The 14,949-nt window shown below is 68.6% G+C and carries 18 protein-coding genes; 12 read left to right on the top strand and 6 right to left on the bottom strand.

The features are described 5' to 3' along the window. Window positions 1-15: 15 nt before the first annotated feature. The 3 genes from ACVN9Z_RS06245 to ACVN9Z_RS06235 are packed head-to-tail and all read right to left on the bottom strand — an operon-like array spanning window position 16 to window position 1,853. Window positions 16-180, bottom strand: a complete 165-nt coding sequence (locus tag ACVN9Z_RS06245) for a hypothetical protein (RefSeq protein WP_006389733.1) — start codon at window positions 178-180, stop codon at window positions 16-18. A 15-nt stretch (window positions 181-195) separates the two neighbouring features. Beyond that, a complete protein-coding gene (locus tag ACVN9Z_RS06240; RefSeq protein ID WP_006389734.1) occupies window positions 196-1,002 on the bottom strand; it encodes a type III pantothenate kinase in 807 nt (268 codons plus the stop codon). Further along, a complete protein-coding gene (locus ACVN9Z_RS06235; RefSeq protein ID WP_049051992.1) occupies window positions 999-1,853 on the bottom strand; it encodes a biotin--[acetyl-CoA-carboxylase] ligase in 855 nt (284 codons plus the stop codon). The genes ACVN9Z_RS06240 and ACVN9Z_RS06235 overlap by 4 nt, the downstream gene beginning before the upstream one ends. A 94-nt stretch (window positions 1,854-1,947) precedes the next feature. On the opposite strand from ACVN9Z_RS06235, the gene ACVN9Z_RS06230 reads away from it, so the two are divergent. From ACVN9Z_RS06230 to ACVN9Z_RS06185, 10 genes are all read left to right on the top strand, one after another. After that, window positions 1,948-3,081 (top strand): MlaE family ABC transporter permease, encoded by a 1,134-nt coding sequence (locus ACVN9Z_RS06230; RefSeq protein WP_458213243.1) that lies wholly within the window; start codon window positions 1,948-1,950, stop codon window positions 3,079-3,081. Continuing rightward, a complete protein-coding gene (locus ACVN9Z_RS06225) occupies window positions 3,081-3,920 on the top strand; it encodes an ABC transporter ATP-binding protein (RefSeq protein ID WP_020925885.1) in 840 nt (279 codons plus the stop codon). Before ACVN9Z_RS06230 ends, ACVN9Z_RS06225 begins: the two co-directional genes overlap by 1 nt. Then, window positions 3,907-4,863 carry an MlaD family protein gene (locus tag ACVN9Z_RS06220; RefSeq protein ID WP_026382054.1) on the top strand — a complete coding sequence of 319 codons (957 nt, stop codon included), beginning with the start codon at window positions 3,907-3,909 and terminating at the stop codon, window positions 4,861-4,863. The genes ACVN9Z_RS06225 and ACVN9Z_RS06220 overlap by 14 nt, the downstream gene beginning before the upstream one ends. After that, window positions 4,860-5,471: an ABC-type transport auxiliary lipoprotein family protein gene (locus ACVN9Z_RS06215; RefSeq protein ID WP_458213242.1), complete on the top strand. Its 612-nt coding sequence runs from the start codon at window positions 4,860-4,862 to the stop codon at window positions 5,469-5,471. Before ACVN9Z_RS06220 ends, ACVN9Z_RS06215 begins: the two co-directional genes overlap by 4 nt. Window positions 5,472-5,503: 32 nt before the next feature. Then, a complete protein-coding gene (locus ACVN9Z_RS06210) occupies window positions 5,504-6,157 on the top strand; it encodes an alpha/beta hydrolase (RefSeq protein WP_006389740.1) in 654 nt (217 codons plus the stop codon). 153 nt (window positions 6,158-6,310) lie between these two features. Then, window positions 6,311-7,573 carry a D-alanyl-D-alanine carboxypeptidase family protein gene (locus ACVN9Z_RS06205; RefSeq protein ID WP_102949840.1) on the top strand — a complete coding sequence of 421 codons (1,263 nt, stop codon included), beginning with the start codon at window positions 6,311-6,313 and terminating at the stop codon, window positions 7,571-7,573. A 132-nt stretch (window positions 7,574-7,705) separates the two neighbouring features. Further along, window positions 7,706-8,572, top strand: coding sequence for a D-amino acid aminotransferase (locus ACVN9Z_RS06200; RefSeq protein ID WP_458213241.1), 867 nt, complete (start codon window positions 7,706-7,708; stop codon window positions 8,570-8,572). 110 nt (window positions 8,573-8,682) lie between these two features. After that, window positions 8,683-8,955, top strand: a complete 273-nt coding sequence (locus tag ACVN9Z_RS06195; RefSeq protein WP_006389743.1) for a DUF493 family protein — start codon at window positions 8,683-8,685, stop codon at window positions 8,953-8,955. Window positions 8,956-8,966: 11 nt separating this feature from the next. After that, window positions 8,967-9,611 carry a lipoyl(octanoyl) transferase LipB gene (gene lipB, locus ACVN9Z_RS06190; protein ID WP_024070725.1) on the top strand — a complete coding sequence of 215 codons (645 nt, stop codon included), beginning with the start codon at window positions 8,967-8,969 and terminating at the stop codon, window positions 9,609-9,611. Next, window positions 9,608-10,336, top strand: coding sequence for a tetratricopeptide repeat protein (locus ACVN9Z_RS06185; RefSeq protein WP_049052006.1), 729 nt, complete (start codon window positions 9,608-9,610; stop codon window positions 10,334-10,336). Before lipB ends, ACVN9Z_RS06185 begins: the two co-directional genes overlap by 4 nt. A 64-nt stretch (window positions 10,337-10,400) precedes the next feature. Here ACVN9Z_RS06185 and ACVN9Z_RS06180 read toward each other — a convergent pair whose 3' ends face one another. After that, on the bottom strand, window positions 10,401-11,213 hold the full coding sequence (locus tag ACVN9Z_RS06180; protein ID WP_458213240.1) for a substrate-binding domain-containing protein: 813 nt from the start codon (window positions 11,211-11,213) through the stop codon (window positions 10,401-10,403). A 151-nt stretch (window positions 11,214-11,364) separates the two neighbouring features. On the opposite strand from ACVN9Z_RS06180, the gene lipA reads away from it, so the two are divergent. Beyond that, window positions 11,365-12,372, top strand: coding sequence for a lipoyl synthase (lipA, locus tag ACVN9Z_RS06175; protein WP_006391921.1), 1,008 nt, complete (start codon window positions 11,365-11,367; stop codon window positions 12,370-12,372). A gap of 52 nt (window positions 12,373-12,424) precedes the next feature. On the opposite strand, the gene ACVN9Z_RS06170 is transcribed toward lipA, so the two are convergent. After that, the gene (locus ACVN9Z_RS06170) at window positions 12,425-12,988 is read right to left on the bottom strand and encodes a cob(I)yrinic acid a,c-diamide adenosyltransferase (protein WP_054517705.1); all 564 of its coding nucleotides are present in this window, start codon (window positions 12,986-12,988) and stop codon (window positions 12,425-12,427) included. A 143-nt stretch (window positions 12,989-13,131) separates the two neighbouring features. Here ACVN9Z_RS06170 and ACVN9Z_RS06165 point away from each other — a divergent pair, with 143 nt between their 5' ends. Continuing rightward, on the top strand, window positions 13,132-13,437 hold the full coding sequence (locus ACVN9Z_RS06165) for a copper-binding protein (RefSeq protein ID WP_006389749.1): 306 nt from the start codon (window positions 13,132-13,134) through the stop codon (window positions 13,435-13,437). 156 nt (window positions 13,438-13,593) lie between these two features. Here ACVN9Z_RS06165 and hslU read toward each other — a convergent pair whose 3' ends face one another. Beyond that, on the bottom strand, window positions 13,594-14,928 hold the full coding sequence (hslU, locus tag ACVN9Z_RS06160; RefSeq protein ID WP_020925902.1) for an ATP-dependent protease ATPase subunit HslU: 1,335 nt from the start codon (window positions 14,926-14,928) through the stop codon (window positions 13,594-13,596). Between the last annotated feature and the right edge of the window lie 21 nt (window positions 14,929-14,949).

The following is a 14,949-nucleotide window of genomic DNA, read 5'->3' as shown; positions in this document are numbered from 1 at the left end:
CCGTCCTTCAGGCCGTCAGGCAGGATTGCGCGGCACCAGCGTAACCGCGCCCGGGTTCAATTCCTGGCTGAAACGCCGCGTGTCGCGCCCTTCGTCTTCGGGCCGAGCGCCCAGCCACCCCTGGCCCAGCGCATAGACGCCGAGATTGGCCAGCAGGATCAGGATGAAGAGCACGCGCATGCCGTGGCCTTTGGATCAGGCGCCCGTGGCCGGGTTGGCGCGCGCCATGGCCGCCAATCCGTCGAGGACGGGATGGTTCAGGTAGGTCGGCACCGGCGCGGCGCCGAATGCGCCGCCGGCATCCGCCAGCAGGCGTTCGATTTCCTGGTGGACTTCCGGCCAACCGCCGCCCGCGGCGAAGATCTGCGGCACCTGTCCATAGCGTTGCCGGCCGGCGAGCCACTGGCGCACCACCGCGCCGGCCTGGGCGGCGGCGATGCCGGAGGCGATGGCTTCGTGGGTATCGGTGGGATAGGGTACGACCTGGCCTTCCGCGATCGGCAGGTTGGCGGTGCCGTGCGCCAACGCGTTGCGCATCATGGCCGGGCCCGGCAGGATCAGGCCGCCGGCGAAAACGTTGTCCGGCCCCACGGTGTCGATGGTGGTGGCGGTGCCGAAGCTGGCCAGCAGGAAGGGCGGATGGGCGCCAGGCAGATGCGACAGCACGCCCAACAACGAGGCCCAGCGGTCCGCGCCCAGTTGCGACGGTGTTTTGTAGCGGTTGACCAATCCCAGCGTGGTTGCCTGCGACGTGGCCCAGGTGACCGGGCAGCCATGGCGTTGCAGCACGGCGGCGATGGCGGCGCCGCGTTCTGCACCCGCCACGTTCACGCCCAGCGCCCGTGACGGCCGTCGCGGCAGGGCGCCGAGCCAGCGGTCCAGCGCGTCCAGGTCCAGGCCATCGAAGGCGACCGCGGCCGGTTCGCGCGGCATGTCGGGGCTGCCGGGATCCAGCCAACCCACTTTGAGACGGCTGTTGCCTGAGTCGATGAGGATGATCATGCTTGGCGTCGAATCGAGATTTCACCGACCGAGATCGGCATGGCGCCCTGGGGCGTTTGCACCAGCAGGCGGCCCTGGCCGTCGACGCCACAGGCGGTGCCGCTGAGGATCACGTCGCCCTTGTCGAGCACGTTGATCGCGCGGCCGGCGAGCGCGTCGACCTTGTCGAAGCGCCGCGCGAAGGCGTCGAAGCCGTCGCGTTCGAGGGTGCGGACGGCTTCATGCCAGGCCGTTGCCGCGGCGCAGACCAGGTCGGCGGCGGTGGCGGCGTGGCCGGGGGCGTGGCCCGTGACACAGGTCCAGTCGGCGACCTGGCGGCCCAGCGCCTGCGACAAGGCGTCGGCGTCGACCAGGTTGACGCCCATGCCGATGACGACGGTATAGCCGGTTTCGCGGCTTCCGAGGTTGCGGGTGGTCTCGACCAGCACGCCGGCCAGCTTGGCGTCGTGCCACTGCACGTCGTTGGGCCATTTCATGCACAGGCCGTCGGCGCCGGGTCCGGCCACGGCGCGCAGCGCCTCGCAGGCGGCCAGGCCAGCCAGCGGCGACAGGGCCGGCAATTGCGCGGCCGGCAGGTGCACATCGAATGCACACGAGAACATCAGCGCCGCGCCCACGCGATTCTGCCAGGGACGGCCGGCCCGGCCGCGCCCGGTTTCCTGCAGATGGGTGCCCAGCAGCCAGGGTTTGCCGACGCCGGCGCCCGTGCGGGCGCGCGCCAGCAGGTCGGCATTGGTCGAGCCGGTGCTGGCGGTCCAGGCGATGTCTTGGAAGGCGGGCAGGCGCGAACCCAGCATCCGGGCCAGATCGTCTGGCGCGGGCAGGTCGGTGGGGCGGACGTGAACGGGCATGGCGGCGATTGTAGGGCACGCGCGGGCCGCGCTCGCGGCCTGTCGTCCCCAGCGTATATGATTGTGGATACATTTTGCATCGGTATTCCGCTACATGCCGCATTCCGCCCCGTCCGCACTCCGCGCCGCGCCGCCCTTCCGCCAGGAAGCCGGCGTGTGCCATGTCGGGGGCGACTGGAGCGTGCTGGCGCTGGCCGAGCCGGGCGAAGTCGAGCGCCGCCGCGCCGCAATGGCGAAGGCCGCCGACGCCGGGGCGCGCTGGGACCTGCAGGGCATCAGCCGGCTCGATACCATCGGCGCGCTGCTGATCTGGCAGGCCTGGGGCGAGAAATTGCCCGAACGCGTGCGGTGGTCCGCCGGCCAGCAGGACGTGTTCACCGCCCTGGCGACGAACAAAGGCGGCAAGCAGGCGTCGCCGCGTCCCGAGCCGGCCTGGGGCTGGCTGCGCGCCCTGGGCGGCGCTGTGCTGCAGGCGGGCGAGAACGGCCGCGCCCTGCTGACCATGCTGGGGCAGCTGGTCCTGGATCTCTTTGGCATGTTGAGCCGGCCGTCGCGCGGGCCGTGGCGCGAGATCTCGGCCCAGGTCTACCGCACCGGCGCGCAGGCGCTGGGCATTACGGCGCTAGTGGGCTTTCTGATCGGCGTCGTGCTGTCGTACCTGTCCGCGCAGCAATTGCAGATGATCGGCGCCGACCGCTTCATCGTCCGGCTGCTGGGCGTGTCGATCGTGCGCGAGCTGGGGCCGGTGCTCGCCGCCATCCTGGTGGCCGGGCGCTCCGGGTCGGCCATCACTGCGCAGATCGGCGTCATGCGAGTCACGCAGGAACTGGATGCGATGCTGGTGATGGGTATCTCGCACGGCCAGCGGTTGATCCTGCCGCGGGTGGTGGCGCTGGCCGTGACCATGCCGCTGTTGGTGCTGTGGACCGACGCCATGGCGATCCTGGGCGGGATGCTGGCGGCGCAGGTGCAGCTGGGCGTATCGGCGCAGTGGTTCCTGCAGTCCCTGCCGGACGCCATTTCCCTGACCAACTACTGGATCGGCATCCTCAAGGGCGTGACCTTCGGCATCCTGATCGCGCTGATCGCCTGCCATTTCGGCCTGCGCATCCAGCCCAACACGGAAAGCCTGGGGCGCGGCACCACGACCTCGGTGGTCACTTCGATCACCGGCGTGATCCTGCTGGACGCGCTGTACGCCGTTATTTTCAGTTCGGTGGGCATCTGATGGCCGGCGCCGAACAGCATCGCCTGTTTACCGAGGAGAACATCACGGTCGCGCCCGTGATCACCGTGCGCGGGCTGCGCACGGCCTTCGGCGACCACGTGGTGCACGACAACCTGGACCTGACCGTCTTTCCCGGCGAGATCCTGGTGCTGGTAGGCGGCTCGGGCACGGGCAAGACGGTGCTGTTGCGGCAGATCATCGGGCTGGACCAGCCGGCCGCCGGTACCATCCAGGTGTTGGGCAATACCTTGTCCGAACTGACGCCAGGCGAGCGCCGGCGCCTGTCCTACCGCTGGGGCATGCTGTTCCAGGCGGGCGCGTTGTTCTCGGCGCTGTCGGTGTACGACAACGTCGCGCTGCCGCTGCGGGAGTTGCGCACGGTGCCGGAGGACCTGGTGCACGACGTGGTGATGTGCCGCCTGGCCATGGTCGGCCTGTCGGCGCAGGATGCCGGCAAGCGGCCGTCGGATCTTTCCGGCGGCATGGTCAAGCGCGTGGCGCTGGCGCGCGCGCTGTCGCTGGACCCGGAGCTGGTGTTCCTGGACGAACCCACGGCGGGCCTGGACCCGCTGCGTTCGGATGAATTCGTGGACCTGGTGCGCAGCCTGCACCGGCAGTTGGGATTTACCGTTGTCATGGTGACGCACGATCTGGACACGCTGCTTGCGCTGGCCACGCGTGTCGCCGTGCTGGCGGACAAGCGGGTGATCGTGTGCGACACGGTGCCGGAAGTGCTGAAGGTCGATCACCCGTTCATTCATACATTCTTCCTGGGCGAGCGCGGCTTGCGCGCGCTCGGGGACATGGCGCCGAAGGGAACGCATCATGGAAAACCGTAGTCACGCGCTCATGGCCGGCATCTTCACGCTGGTGCTGCTGGCCGCCGCTGCGCTGGTGGCCGTCTGGATCGGCCGCGACCGGACCAAACTGCAAACCTATGAAATCATCTCGGCAACGGCCGTCAGCGGGCTCAATCCGCAGTCGACCGTGCGCTACCAGGGCGTGCCGGTGGGCAAGGTGCAGTCGCTGGCGCTGAACCCCGACAAGCCCGGCCAGGTGCGTATCCGCATCGGTGTCGCGCCGAACACGCCCATCACCGAGTCGACCTGGGCCGAGCTGGGTGTGCAGGGCGTCACGGGCATGGCCAACGTGGAACTGCGCGACGACGGCAGTTCGTTCAAGCGGCTGGCGTCGAGCGCCGCCAACCCGGCCGCGATCCCGCTGCGCCCGGGTTTCCTGGACCGCATCGAGCAGCGCGGCGGGCGTCTCATTTCCAACGTCGAGGACGCCACCGAGCAGCTGCGGCGCCTCTTGAGCGAGCAGAACGTGCAGGCGCTGACCGCCAGCCTGCAGAACGCCACCGACATCACCCACTCGCTCAAGGAAGCCAGCCGCGACCTCGGGCCGGCGCTGGCCAAGCTGGGGCCCCTGGTCGATTCGCTGGGCAGCACCTCGCGGCAGGCGGATCGCGCGGCGCGCGAGGTGGCCGACCTGGCCCAGCAGGCGCGCCAGTCGCTGGCGCGCCTGAATGCGCCGGACGGCGCGCTGGCCGCGGCCACGCGCAGCTTGAACGACATTGCCTTTGCCGCCTCACGCCTGGATGGCGAGACGTTGCCGGCCGTCACCAGCATGGCGGCCAGCGTCAGCGAGGCCGCGCGCGGGGCCACCTTCACATTGCGTCGCGTGGACAACACGCCACAATCGCTATTGTTCGGACCGCCGCCGGCCGCGCCCGGTCCCGGCGAGGCCGGGTTCGCCGGATTTGGGAGACAGCAGAAATGAAGATGCGCAGTGCGATTCAGGCCCTGGCCCTGGCTTTGACGCTGGCGTTGGCCGGCTGCGGCGTGGGCCGCGTGGGCGCGCCACCCGCCGTGTTCGACCTGGGGCTGGATGCCCGCCCGGCGCCGCAACTGCCGGCCCGCGAGCCGATGGCGCTGGTGTTCTCGGCGGTGCCGGCGTTGTCCGGCACCGGCGTCATCTGGCGCGTTGGCGATAGCGCCGCGCCGCAATCCTATGCCACTTATCGCTGGGCCTCGTCGCCGTCCGACCTGGTGCGCCAGCGCCTGATCGAGCGGCTGTCGCGCCAGGGGCCGGTGCTGGCCGAGCGCGCCAGCGGCCAGACGCCGCAGTTGCAGGTCTACCTGTCGCAGTTCGAGCAGGTGTTCACGCCGGATGGTTCCGCCAGCGAAGGCCGCGTGCTGCTGCAGGCGGTATTGCTGAATGGCCGCAACGTGATCGGCCAGGTGCGCATCGCGACACAGGCGCCGGCGCCCACGCAGGACGCCGCCGGCGGCGTGGCCGCGTTGCGCCAGGCCACCGACGATGCCGCCGACCAGCTGGCGCAATGGCTGGCCAGCCAGCCCAAGGCCGCGGCCCGGCCCGCCGGTTAACATTCTTCCTTTTCAAGCAGCACGAGTCCGATATGCCCGCAAGCACAGAAACCCACGCCTTTACCGGAGCCGCCGGCCGCATCGACTGCGCCGTGGATTGGCCTGACGGCACGCCGCGGGGCTGGGCCCTGGTGCTGCATCCGCACCCGTTGCAGGGCGGCGCGCGCGAAAACAAGGTGGTGACCACGCTGTCGCGCGCCTGCGTCCAGCACGGCCTGGTGGCGGTGCGCCCCAATTTCCGCGGCGTCGGGCTGTCCGAAGGCGAATTCGACAAGTCCGTGGGCGAGACCCAGGACATGCTGGCGGTGGTCGCGCAAATGCGCGAGCGTCATCCGGAACTGGCGGACGCGCCGTGGGTGCTGGCCGGCTTTTCCTTCGGCACCGCGGTTGCCGCGCAGACCTACGCCGCGCTGGCCGACCAGGGCGACACGGTACTGCCCAGCGCGCTGATGCTGATGGGGCCGGCCGTCAACCGCTTCCAGTCGCATGAGGTCCAGGTGCCCGGCGACACGCTGATGGTGCATGGCGAAGAGGACGAAGTCGTGCCGCTGTCCGAGGCCATGGACTGGGCCCGTCCGCGTTCGATCCCGGTGGTGGTGATCCCCGGCGCCTCGCATTTTTTCCACGGCAAGCTGCTGGTGCTGCGCCAGCTGGTGCAGGCGCACCTGAAGGTCAAGCTTGACTGAATGGCGCGCCGCGCAATGCGGCGCGTTGCATCAGGTTGCATGTTTTAGCTGCCCGAGGAACCCATCGCGGGCCGGACGGGTCTCATCGACTGCCTATAATTGTCAGCCACTTGCCCCGCGCCAGCGGGCGTCTTTCCTGGACCCACGTTGCCGATGAAGAATTTGCCTCACTCCGTTCACTCCCCCGTTGTCTTTGCTCGTCGCGCCCTCGCCGGCGCGGTGCTGTCGGCGATGCTCGCGGCCTCGCTGCCGGCCTGGGCCCAGCAGGCGCCCGCCGCGGCGCCGGCAGCCGCGGGCGCCACGGCCCCCGCGCCGACGGCGACGGGCGTGGTGCCGGTGGGCGACGTGTCGGCGGTGCCCGCGCCGACCATCGCGGCCAAGGCCTGGATCGTGATCGACGTGAACAGCGGCCAGACCCTGGCGGCGTCGAACCCCGACATGAAGGTCGAGCCGGCCTCGCTCACCAAGATCATGACGGCCTACGTCGTGTTCAATGCGCTCGAGGAAAAGCGCCTGACGCTGGAGCAGACCGTGCCCGTGTCCGAGCACGCCTGGCGCACCGGCGGTTCGCGCATGTTCATCGAGCCGCGCAAGCCGGTCACTGTCGATGAGCTGAACCAGGGCATGATCGTGCAGTCGGGCAACGACGCCTCGGTGGCGCTGGCCGAAGCGGTCGGCGGCAGCGAAGCCGCCTTCGCCACGCTCATGAACCAGGAGGCCGAGCGCCTGGGCATGCGCAACACCCACTTCATGAACGCCACCGGGCTGCCCGATCCGCAGCACATGACGTCCACGCGCGATCTGGCCACGCTGTCGGCGCACCTGATCACCGATCATCCGCAGTTCTTCCACTACTACAAGCAGAAGAGCTTCACCTACAACAAGATCACCCAGCCCAACCGCAACCGCCTGCTGTGGGCCGACCCGTCGGTCGACGGCATGAAGACCGGCCACACCGATTCGGCCGGCTACTGCCTGGTGTCGACCGCGGTGCGCGGCGACCGCCGCATCCTGGTGGTGGTGGTGGGCACCGACAGCGAAGCCACCCGCGCCGAGGAAAGCCTGAAGCTGCTGAACTGGAGCTTCCAGAACTTCGACACGGTCAAGCTGTTCGACAAGAGCCAGCCCGGCATCGACGCCCGCGTCTGGGAAGGCACGGCCGAGAACGTCAAGCTCGGCCCGCCCAACCCGGTCTCGATCGCGGTGCCGCGCGGCAAGGCCGGCGACCTCAAGCCGGTGGCGCAGCGCACCGATCCCCTGATCGCCCCGCTGACCAAGGGCCAGCAGGTCGGCACGCTGCAGTTCACGCTCGACGGCAAGGTGCTGCGCACCGAGCCGCTGGTGGTGCAGGACGCCGTCGAACGCGCCGGCTTCTTCGGTCGCATGGTCGACACCGTCAAGCGCTGGTTCCAGTAAGCGGACCCGCCGCGGCCGCGGCCGCGGGTGTAAGCTAGCAACGGGCGTTTCGTGCGCGAAACGCCCGTTTTGCATTCTTCCGGGGCGGGCCGGCGGCGCGCCCCTGTTCCATTTCAAATTCAGGAGTGCGTCATGATTCCGGGCGTGCCGGGCGAAAGCCAGGTGTATCTCAACGGTGAGTTTCTGCGCGTGGACGAGGCCAAGGTCTCCGTCCTGGATCGCGGCTTCATTTTCGGCGACGGCGTCTACGAAGTCGTCCCGGTGTACCAGGGCAATGCCTTCCGCATGGCCGAACACCTCGACCGCCTCGATCGCAGCCTGGCCGCCTTGCGCATCGCGCAACCGTTCGACCGCAGCGGCTGGATCAACCTGATCCAGCAATTGCTGGAGCGGACCAACCTGGACACCTGCATCGTCTATCTCCAGGTGACGCGCGGCGTGGCCAAGCGTGACCACCAGTTCCCGGCCGAGCCGGTCAAGCCGACGGTGTTCGGCATGATCTCGGCGTGGGCGCCGCCCGGGGCCGCGGCGCGCGCGCAGGGGCTGTCCGCCATTTCCATCCCCGACGAACGCTGGCTGCACTGCGAGATCAAGTCGGTGTCGCTGCTGGGCAACGTGCTGGCCAAGCAGCAGGCGGTCGACGCCCATGTCGACGAGGTGCTGCAGTTCCGCGATGGCTTCCTCACCGAGGGTTCGTCCACCAACATCTGGGTGGTCTCCGGTGGCAAGCTGCTGGCGCCGCCCAAGAACAACCTGATCCTGGAAGGCATCCGCTACGGCCTGATGGGCGAATTGGCGGCCGAGGCCGGCATTGCGTTCGAGGCGCGCCGCCTGACCCAGGACGAGGTGGCGCAGGCCGACGAGCTGATGCTGTCCTCGGCCACCAAGGAAGTGCTGCCGATCGTTTCGCTGGACGGCCGTCCGGTGGGAGCCGGCAAGCCCGGCCCCGTTTATGAGCAATTGCGTGCGGGTTATGATGCCCGCATCGCCGCGCTCTAGGCCCCGCGGGGCGGCCCTGGCGGCCGCCCGCGCCGCGCGCCCCGGCGGCGGGCCTTGCCTGCTCGATGCCTGCCCCCATATAGATGTATTGACGCCCCAGGCCATCCATCATGCATATTCCGCCCGAAGAATCCCTCATCGAGTATCCCAGCGACTTCCCCATCAAGGTCATGGGCAAGCATCATCCCGACTTCGCGCAGACGCTGACCGAAGTCGTGCTGCGCTTCGATCCGGGCTTCGATGCCGCCACGGTCGAGATGCGGCCCAGCAAGGGTGGCAATTACATGGGCCTGACCTTCACGGTGCGCGCCACCTCGCGCGAACAGCTCGACGGCCTTTACCAGGCCCTGCACGGCCACCCGATGGTGTCGATCGTCCTGTAAGGCCAGCGGTTGTGATCAAGTGGCTCGCGCGGCCGGCGGACTACCTGTCCGTGTGGCGGGACATGCAGGCGTACACCGACCAGCGGTCGGCCGAGACGCCCGATGAAATCTGGCTGTGCGAGCATGCGCCGGTCTATACCCTGGGGCAGGCGGGCCTGCCCGAGCACGTGCTCAACCCGGGCGCCATCCCCCTGGTCCAGTGCGATCGCGGCGGCCAGGTCACCTATCATGGCCCGGGCCAGGTGATGGCGTATGCGCTGTTCGACCTGCGCCGCGTCGACATGTACGTGAAGGAATACGTGGCCCTGCTGGAAACGGCGGTGATCGATACGCTCGATGCGATGGGCGTGGCCGGCGCCTGCCGCAAGCCCGGCGCGCCGGGCGTCTATGTGCCCGACCCCGACGGCGGCCGCGAATTGGCCAAGATCGCCGCGCTGGGCATCAAGATCCGCAATGGCCGCGCCTATCACGGCGTGTCGCTCAACGTGGCGATGGACCTGGCGCCGTTCCTGGGCATCAATCCCTGCGGCTATGCCGGCCTGCGCACGGTCGACATGGCGTCCTGTAGCGTGCGGCGCGATCCCACCGAGGTGGGCGACGCGCTGGCCCGCAACCTGGCCCGCTTGTGGCGCCAGGCAAGGACAACACCCGCATGAAGACAAGCTTTACGCCGGCCGAAGTGGCCGCGACCACGCCCGAGCAACTGGCTGCCCTGCGCGCCGGGCCGGCGCCGCAGTATGCCGCCTGGATCCGCGCGGCGGCCGAAATGGGCCTGGTCGAGGCGCAGACCATCTTCGGCCAGATGCTGCTCGATGGCGTTGGCGTGCCACAGGATCAGGCCGAAGGGTTGGCCTGGTTCAAGCGCGCCGCCAATGCCGACCATCTCATGGCCATCAACATGATCGGCCGCTGCTATGAAAACGGCTGGGGCGTGCCCGCGGACGATACCGTGGCGGCGTACTGGTTCCGGCTGGCCGCCGACCGTGGGTTGGACTGGGGCATGTACAACTACGCCCACATGCTCAAGAGCGGCCGCGGCGGCGTGACGCAGAACCGCGCGGCGGCGCTGGCGCTGTACCAGCAGGCCGCGCAGGGCGGTCACGTCAAATCCATCGGTGTGGTCGGTCGCTTCTACGAAACGGGCGACGTGGTCGAACAGGACCTGGAACGCGCGTTCGACTGCTACCGGCGCTGCGCCGAAGGCGGCGATTTCCGCGGCATGTTCCACCTGGGCCGCATGCTGTTGCTGCGCGGCCGCAAGGAAGAGGCGGTGCAATGGCTGGTGCGCGTGCCGGAGACGTCCACGCCGGCCTTCCTGCGCGAGGCCGACGCCATGCTGCGCGACTGCGGCTTTCCTGCGTTGTACGAGACTGGCGCCTGAGCGGCGTCCGGGGCCGCGCCGCACGCCCGACCCCATCGATTCCTGGCCCGGCCGCGCGCGCCGGTCAGGTACTCAAGCGTGCCTCGAACACCGTATCCAGCGTCAGCCGCGTGCCGGCCGGCTGCTCGCCATCGAGCCGGTCCAGCAGCAGTTGCCCCGCACGCCGGCCCAGCTCGGCCGCGTCCACGCCCAGCGTCGTCAGTCCCTGGACCCATTGCGGCGCGCTGCCGTCCTCGGTGAAGCCCAGCACCGCCAGGTCCTGCGGCACGTGCAGGTCGCGGTTGTGGGCCTCCGACACCGTGGCGGCGGCCAGCAAGTCCGAGGTACAGAACACCGCATCGAAGATCGTATTAGTGGCCAGCAGGCGCAGGAACGCCATGCGGCCATCGTTCAGTTGCTGCGCCTCGGGATGCACGATGTCGGCGACCACGGCCAGCTCCAGCGCGGCCGCGCTGCCGAGAAAGCCTTCGCGGCGGGCCCGTTCCCACGGGGTGTCGGCGCTGACACAGGCCACCCGCGCATGGCCCTTTTCGGCCAGATGGCGGGCGGCCAGGCGGCCCGCCTCGGCATTGTCGATCGTCACCAGGCTGTCCAGCGGGGTGGCGGGCAGGCTCCACGTCTCCACCACCGGGATTTCCAGCGCCGTTACGGCGGCGCGCAGTTGCGGGTCGTCGAGCGGGCCGATGACCAGCGCCGCGGCCGGCGCCAGTTGGGCCAGTAGCGGTAGCAGGGACGCATCACGCCACGGGCCGGCGGCCAGGTAGTAGCCGGCGGGCGCCAGCCGTTCGGCGCATGCCTGCACGGCACGGGTGGCTGGCGCAAGATCCAGCCGGGGGGCGATCAGGACGATGGGGCGGAGCGGGGACAGGGTGGACATGAGGGGGGGGGCGGCGCGAATTCGTCAGGCGTGACGATAACCCGGCGCGGCCCGGTGCCGGGCCTTTCGGGGTGGATTCGGGCACAGGGGGTAAAATGTCCTCTTTTGTCTCAGACCGCAACGCCCTGCGCGCCGGTCGTGAAGGTGTTCCATGTCCACGCTTGCCGAGTCGTCTGTGCCCTCGAACGAAGCCGCCGCCGCGCCCGCGGAAACGGCGTACGATCCGACGCAGAAACAGAAATCCCAGGCCAAGACGGCGCGCATCCCGATCAAGATCATTCCCGCCGAGCGCCTGAAGAAGCCGGAATGGATCCGCGTCAAGGCGGCCCAGCCGGGGTCGCGCTTCTACGACATCAAGCGCATCCTGCGCGAGCACAATCTGCACACGGTGTGCGAGGAAGCGTCCTGCCCGAACATCGGCGAATGCTTCGGCAAGGGCACGGCCACGTTCATGATCATGGGCGACAAGTGCACCCGCCGCTGCCCGTTCTGTGACGTGGGCCATGGCCGCCCCGACCCGCTCGACACCAAGGAACCGGAAAACCTCGCGCGCACCATCGCCGCGATGAAGCTGTCGTACGTGGTGATCACCTCGGTCGACCGCGACGATCTGCGCGATGGCGGCGCCGGCCATTTCGTCGACTGCATCACCCACATCCGCGAACTGTCGCCCAGCACGCGCATCGAGGTGCTGGTGCCCGATTTCCGCGGCCGCCTGGATCGCGCCCTGACCATCCTGAACGCCGGCCCTCCGGACGTCATGAACCACAATCTGGAAACCGTGCCGCGCCTGTACAAGCAGGCCCGCCCGGGTTCGGATTACATGCACTCGCTCAAGTTGCTGGCCGAGTTCAAGAAGCTGCACCCCGACGTGCCGACCAAGTCGGGCCTGATGCTCGGCCTGGGCGAGACCGACGAGGAAATCCTGCAGGTGATGCGCGACATGCGCGAGCACAACGTCGACATGCTCACCATCGGCCAGTACCTGCAGCCGTCGGAACACCACCTGCCAGTGCTGCGCTACGTGCATCCCGACACCTTCGCGATGTTCGAGCGCGAAGCCTATGCGATGGGCTTCTCGCACGCGGCGGTGGGCGCCATGGTGCGTTCGTCGTACCACGCCGACGAGCAGGCGCATGCGGCGGGCGTGCCCAACTGAGGGCCGCATCATCGCCAGGCCAGAATGAAAAATGCCCCGCAAGGGGCATTTTTCATTCCGTGGCCTGGCGCGACACCCGGCTGGTCCAGAACACGTCAGGCCTGCCGGCCTCGCGGTTCAGGTAGCGCGCGAGGACGAACATCAGGTCCGACAGCCGGTTCAGGTATTGCCGCACAGGGGCGTTCACCGCTTCCTCGCGCGCCAGCGCCACCACGGCGCGTTCGGCGCGGCGGCAGGCGGTGCGCGCCAGGTGTGCCTGCGCCGCCGCGCGCGAGCCGCCCGGCAGGATGAATTCGCGCAGCGGCGGCAGGGCCGCGTTGTAATGCGCCAGCCGCGCATCCAGGTGCGCCACCTGGGCGTCTTCCAGCGCGACATGGCCGGGAATGCACAATTCGGCACCCATATCGAACAAATCGTGTTGGATCGTCAGCAGATCGGCGGCCACGTCGGCCGGCATGGGCTCGGTCAGCAGCAGGCCGATGACGCTGTTCAGTTCGTCCACGTCGCCCAGCGCGGCAATGCGGGTCGCGTCCTTGGGCACGCGCGACCCGTCCCCCAGTCCGGTGCTGCCGTCGTCTCCGGTGCGGGTGGCGATGACTGACAGGCGATTGGCCATGAAACGTCCTTTGCAAACAACCGTCAGAATTGTTGCGTTATTGCGGGGAAACTATTGCACGAGGACGGTATCCTAGCATTGTGGAAAGCGTGCGCGGGCCGCAAGGCCGGCATGGCGCTTTCGTCGCAATCGGAGGATAAAGCATGGCTTTCAACCGCAAGTACGCAACGCCCATGGCTGTCGCCACCGCGATGGCCGTCGTGTCGCTGGCCACGCCGCTGGCGTTCGCGCAGCAGGCCGAGGCCAGCGGCGAGGTGCGGCGCGTGGACCCGGGCGCGGGCAAGGTCACCATCAAGCACGACGCCATCAAGGCGCTGGATCTGCCGGCCATGACGCTGGTGTACGACGCCGATCCGGCGTTGCTGGCCAAGATCAAGGCCGGCGACAAGGTGCGTTTCACCGCGGAGCGCAAGGATGGCAAATACGTGGTGACCGCGATCACCAACTGAACTGCCTGGCCGGGCGCCGCTGGCGCGTCCGCCCGGCGACAGATTCCGCTGCCGGTGGTTTCGGTGGAGGTGGCCTTCGCACGAAAAAGGCCCGCCGCAATTGCTTGCGGCGGGCCTTTTCGTATTCGTGCCGCCGGCCAGGCCGGGACGCGAGGCTTAGAGCACGTAGCGGGCCAGGTCCTGGCTGCTGGCGGCTTCGGCCAGTTGCGCGTTCACGTAGGCGGCATCGATCTTGACCGTCTTGTCGGTGCTGGAGGTCGCGTCGAACGACAGTTCGTCCAGCAGCTTTTCCATCACGGTGTAGAGGCGGCGGGCCCCGATGTTCTCGGTGGTTTCGTTGACCTCGTAAGCCAGTTCGGCCAGCCGGCGCACGCCTTCTTCGGTGAATTCCAGCTGCACGTCCTCGGTGGCCATCAGCGCGGTGTACTGCTTGGTCAGCGAGGCGTCCGTATCGGACAGGATGCGCACGAAGTCCTCGGCGGTCAGCGATTCCAGTTCGACGCGGATCGGGAAGCGGCCCTGCAGTTCGGGAATCAGGTCCGACGGACGCGCCAGGTGGAAGGCGCCCGAGGCGATGAACAGGATGTGGTCGGTGCGGACCATGCCGTAGCGCGTGTTGACGGTGGTGCCCTCGACCAGCGGCAACAGGTCGCGCTGCACGCCCTGGCGCGAGACGTCGGCGCCGCCGCTTTCCTGGCGCGCAGCGATCTTGTCGATCTCGTCCAGGAACACGATGCCGTTCTGCTCGACGTTGTTGATCGCGGCGGTGCGCAGGTCTTCCTCGTTGACGCGCTTGGCGGCTTCCTCGTCGACGATCAGCTTGAAGGCCTCGCGCACCTTCATCTTCTTGGATTTCTTCTTGTCGCGCGCCATCCCGGCGAACATGCCGCGCAGCTGCTCGGCCATTTCTTCCATGCCAGGGGGCGTCATGACGTCCATGTGCGGCGCGGTCTGGGCCACTTCGATCTCGATTTCCAGATCGTCGATCTTGCCCTCGCGCAGGCGCTTGCGGAACGTCTGGCGGGCGCTGTTGTCCTCGCCGCGCTCGGGCTCGCCCGAGGTGCCGCGGGGCGGAGGAACCAGGGCGTCGAGGATGCGGTCTTCGGCGGCGTCCTCGGCCTGGGTGCGCACGCGGCGCATTTCCAGTTCGCGGGTCTGCTTGATCGAGTATTCGGTCAGGTCGCGGATGATGGTGTCGACGTCGCGGCCGACGTAGCCCACCTCGGTGAACTTGGTGGCCTCGATCTTGATGAACGGCGCGTTGGCCAGCTTGGCCAGGCGGCGCGCGATCTCGGTCTTGCCCACGCCGGTGGGGCCGATCATCAGGATGTTCTTGGGGTGGATCTCGTGGCGCAGCGGCTCGGCCACCTGCTGGCGGCGCCAGCGGTTGCGCAGGGCCACCGCCACCGCGCGCTTGGCGCGGTTCTGGCCGACGATGTACTTGTCGAGTTCGGAGACGATCTCTCCGGGCGTCATGTTGGATGCGGACATGAGGGCGGATCCTTGAAGCAG

The organism is Achromobacter sp. KK8 (genome assembly GCF_054188005.1).
The sequence above is the reverse complement of the archived record's forward strand: the minus strand, read 5'-3'. Positions and strand labels throughout refer to the sequence as shown.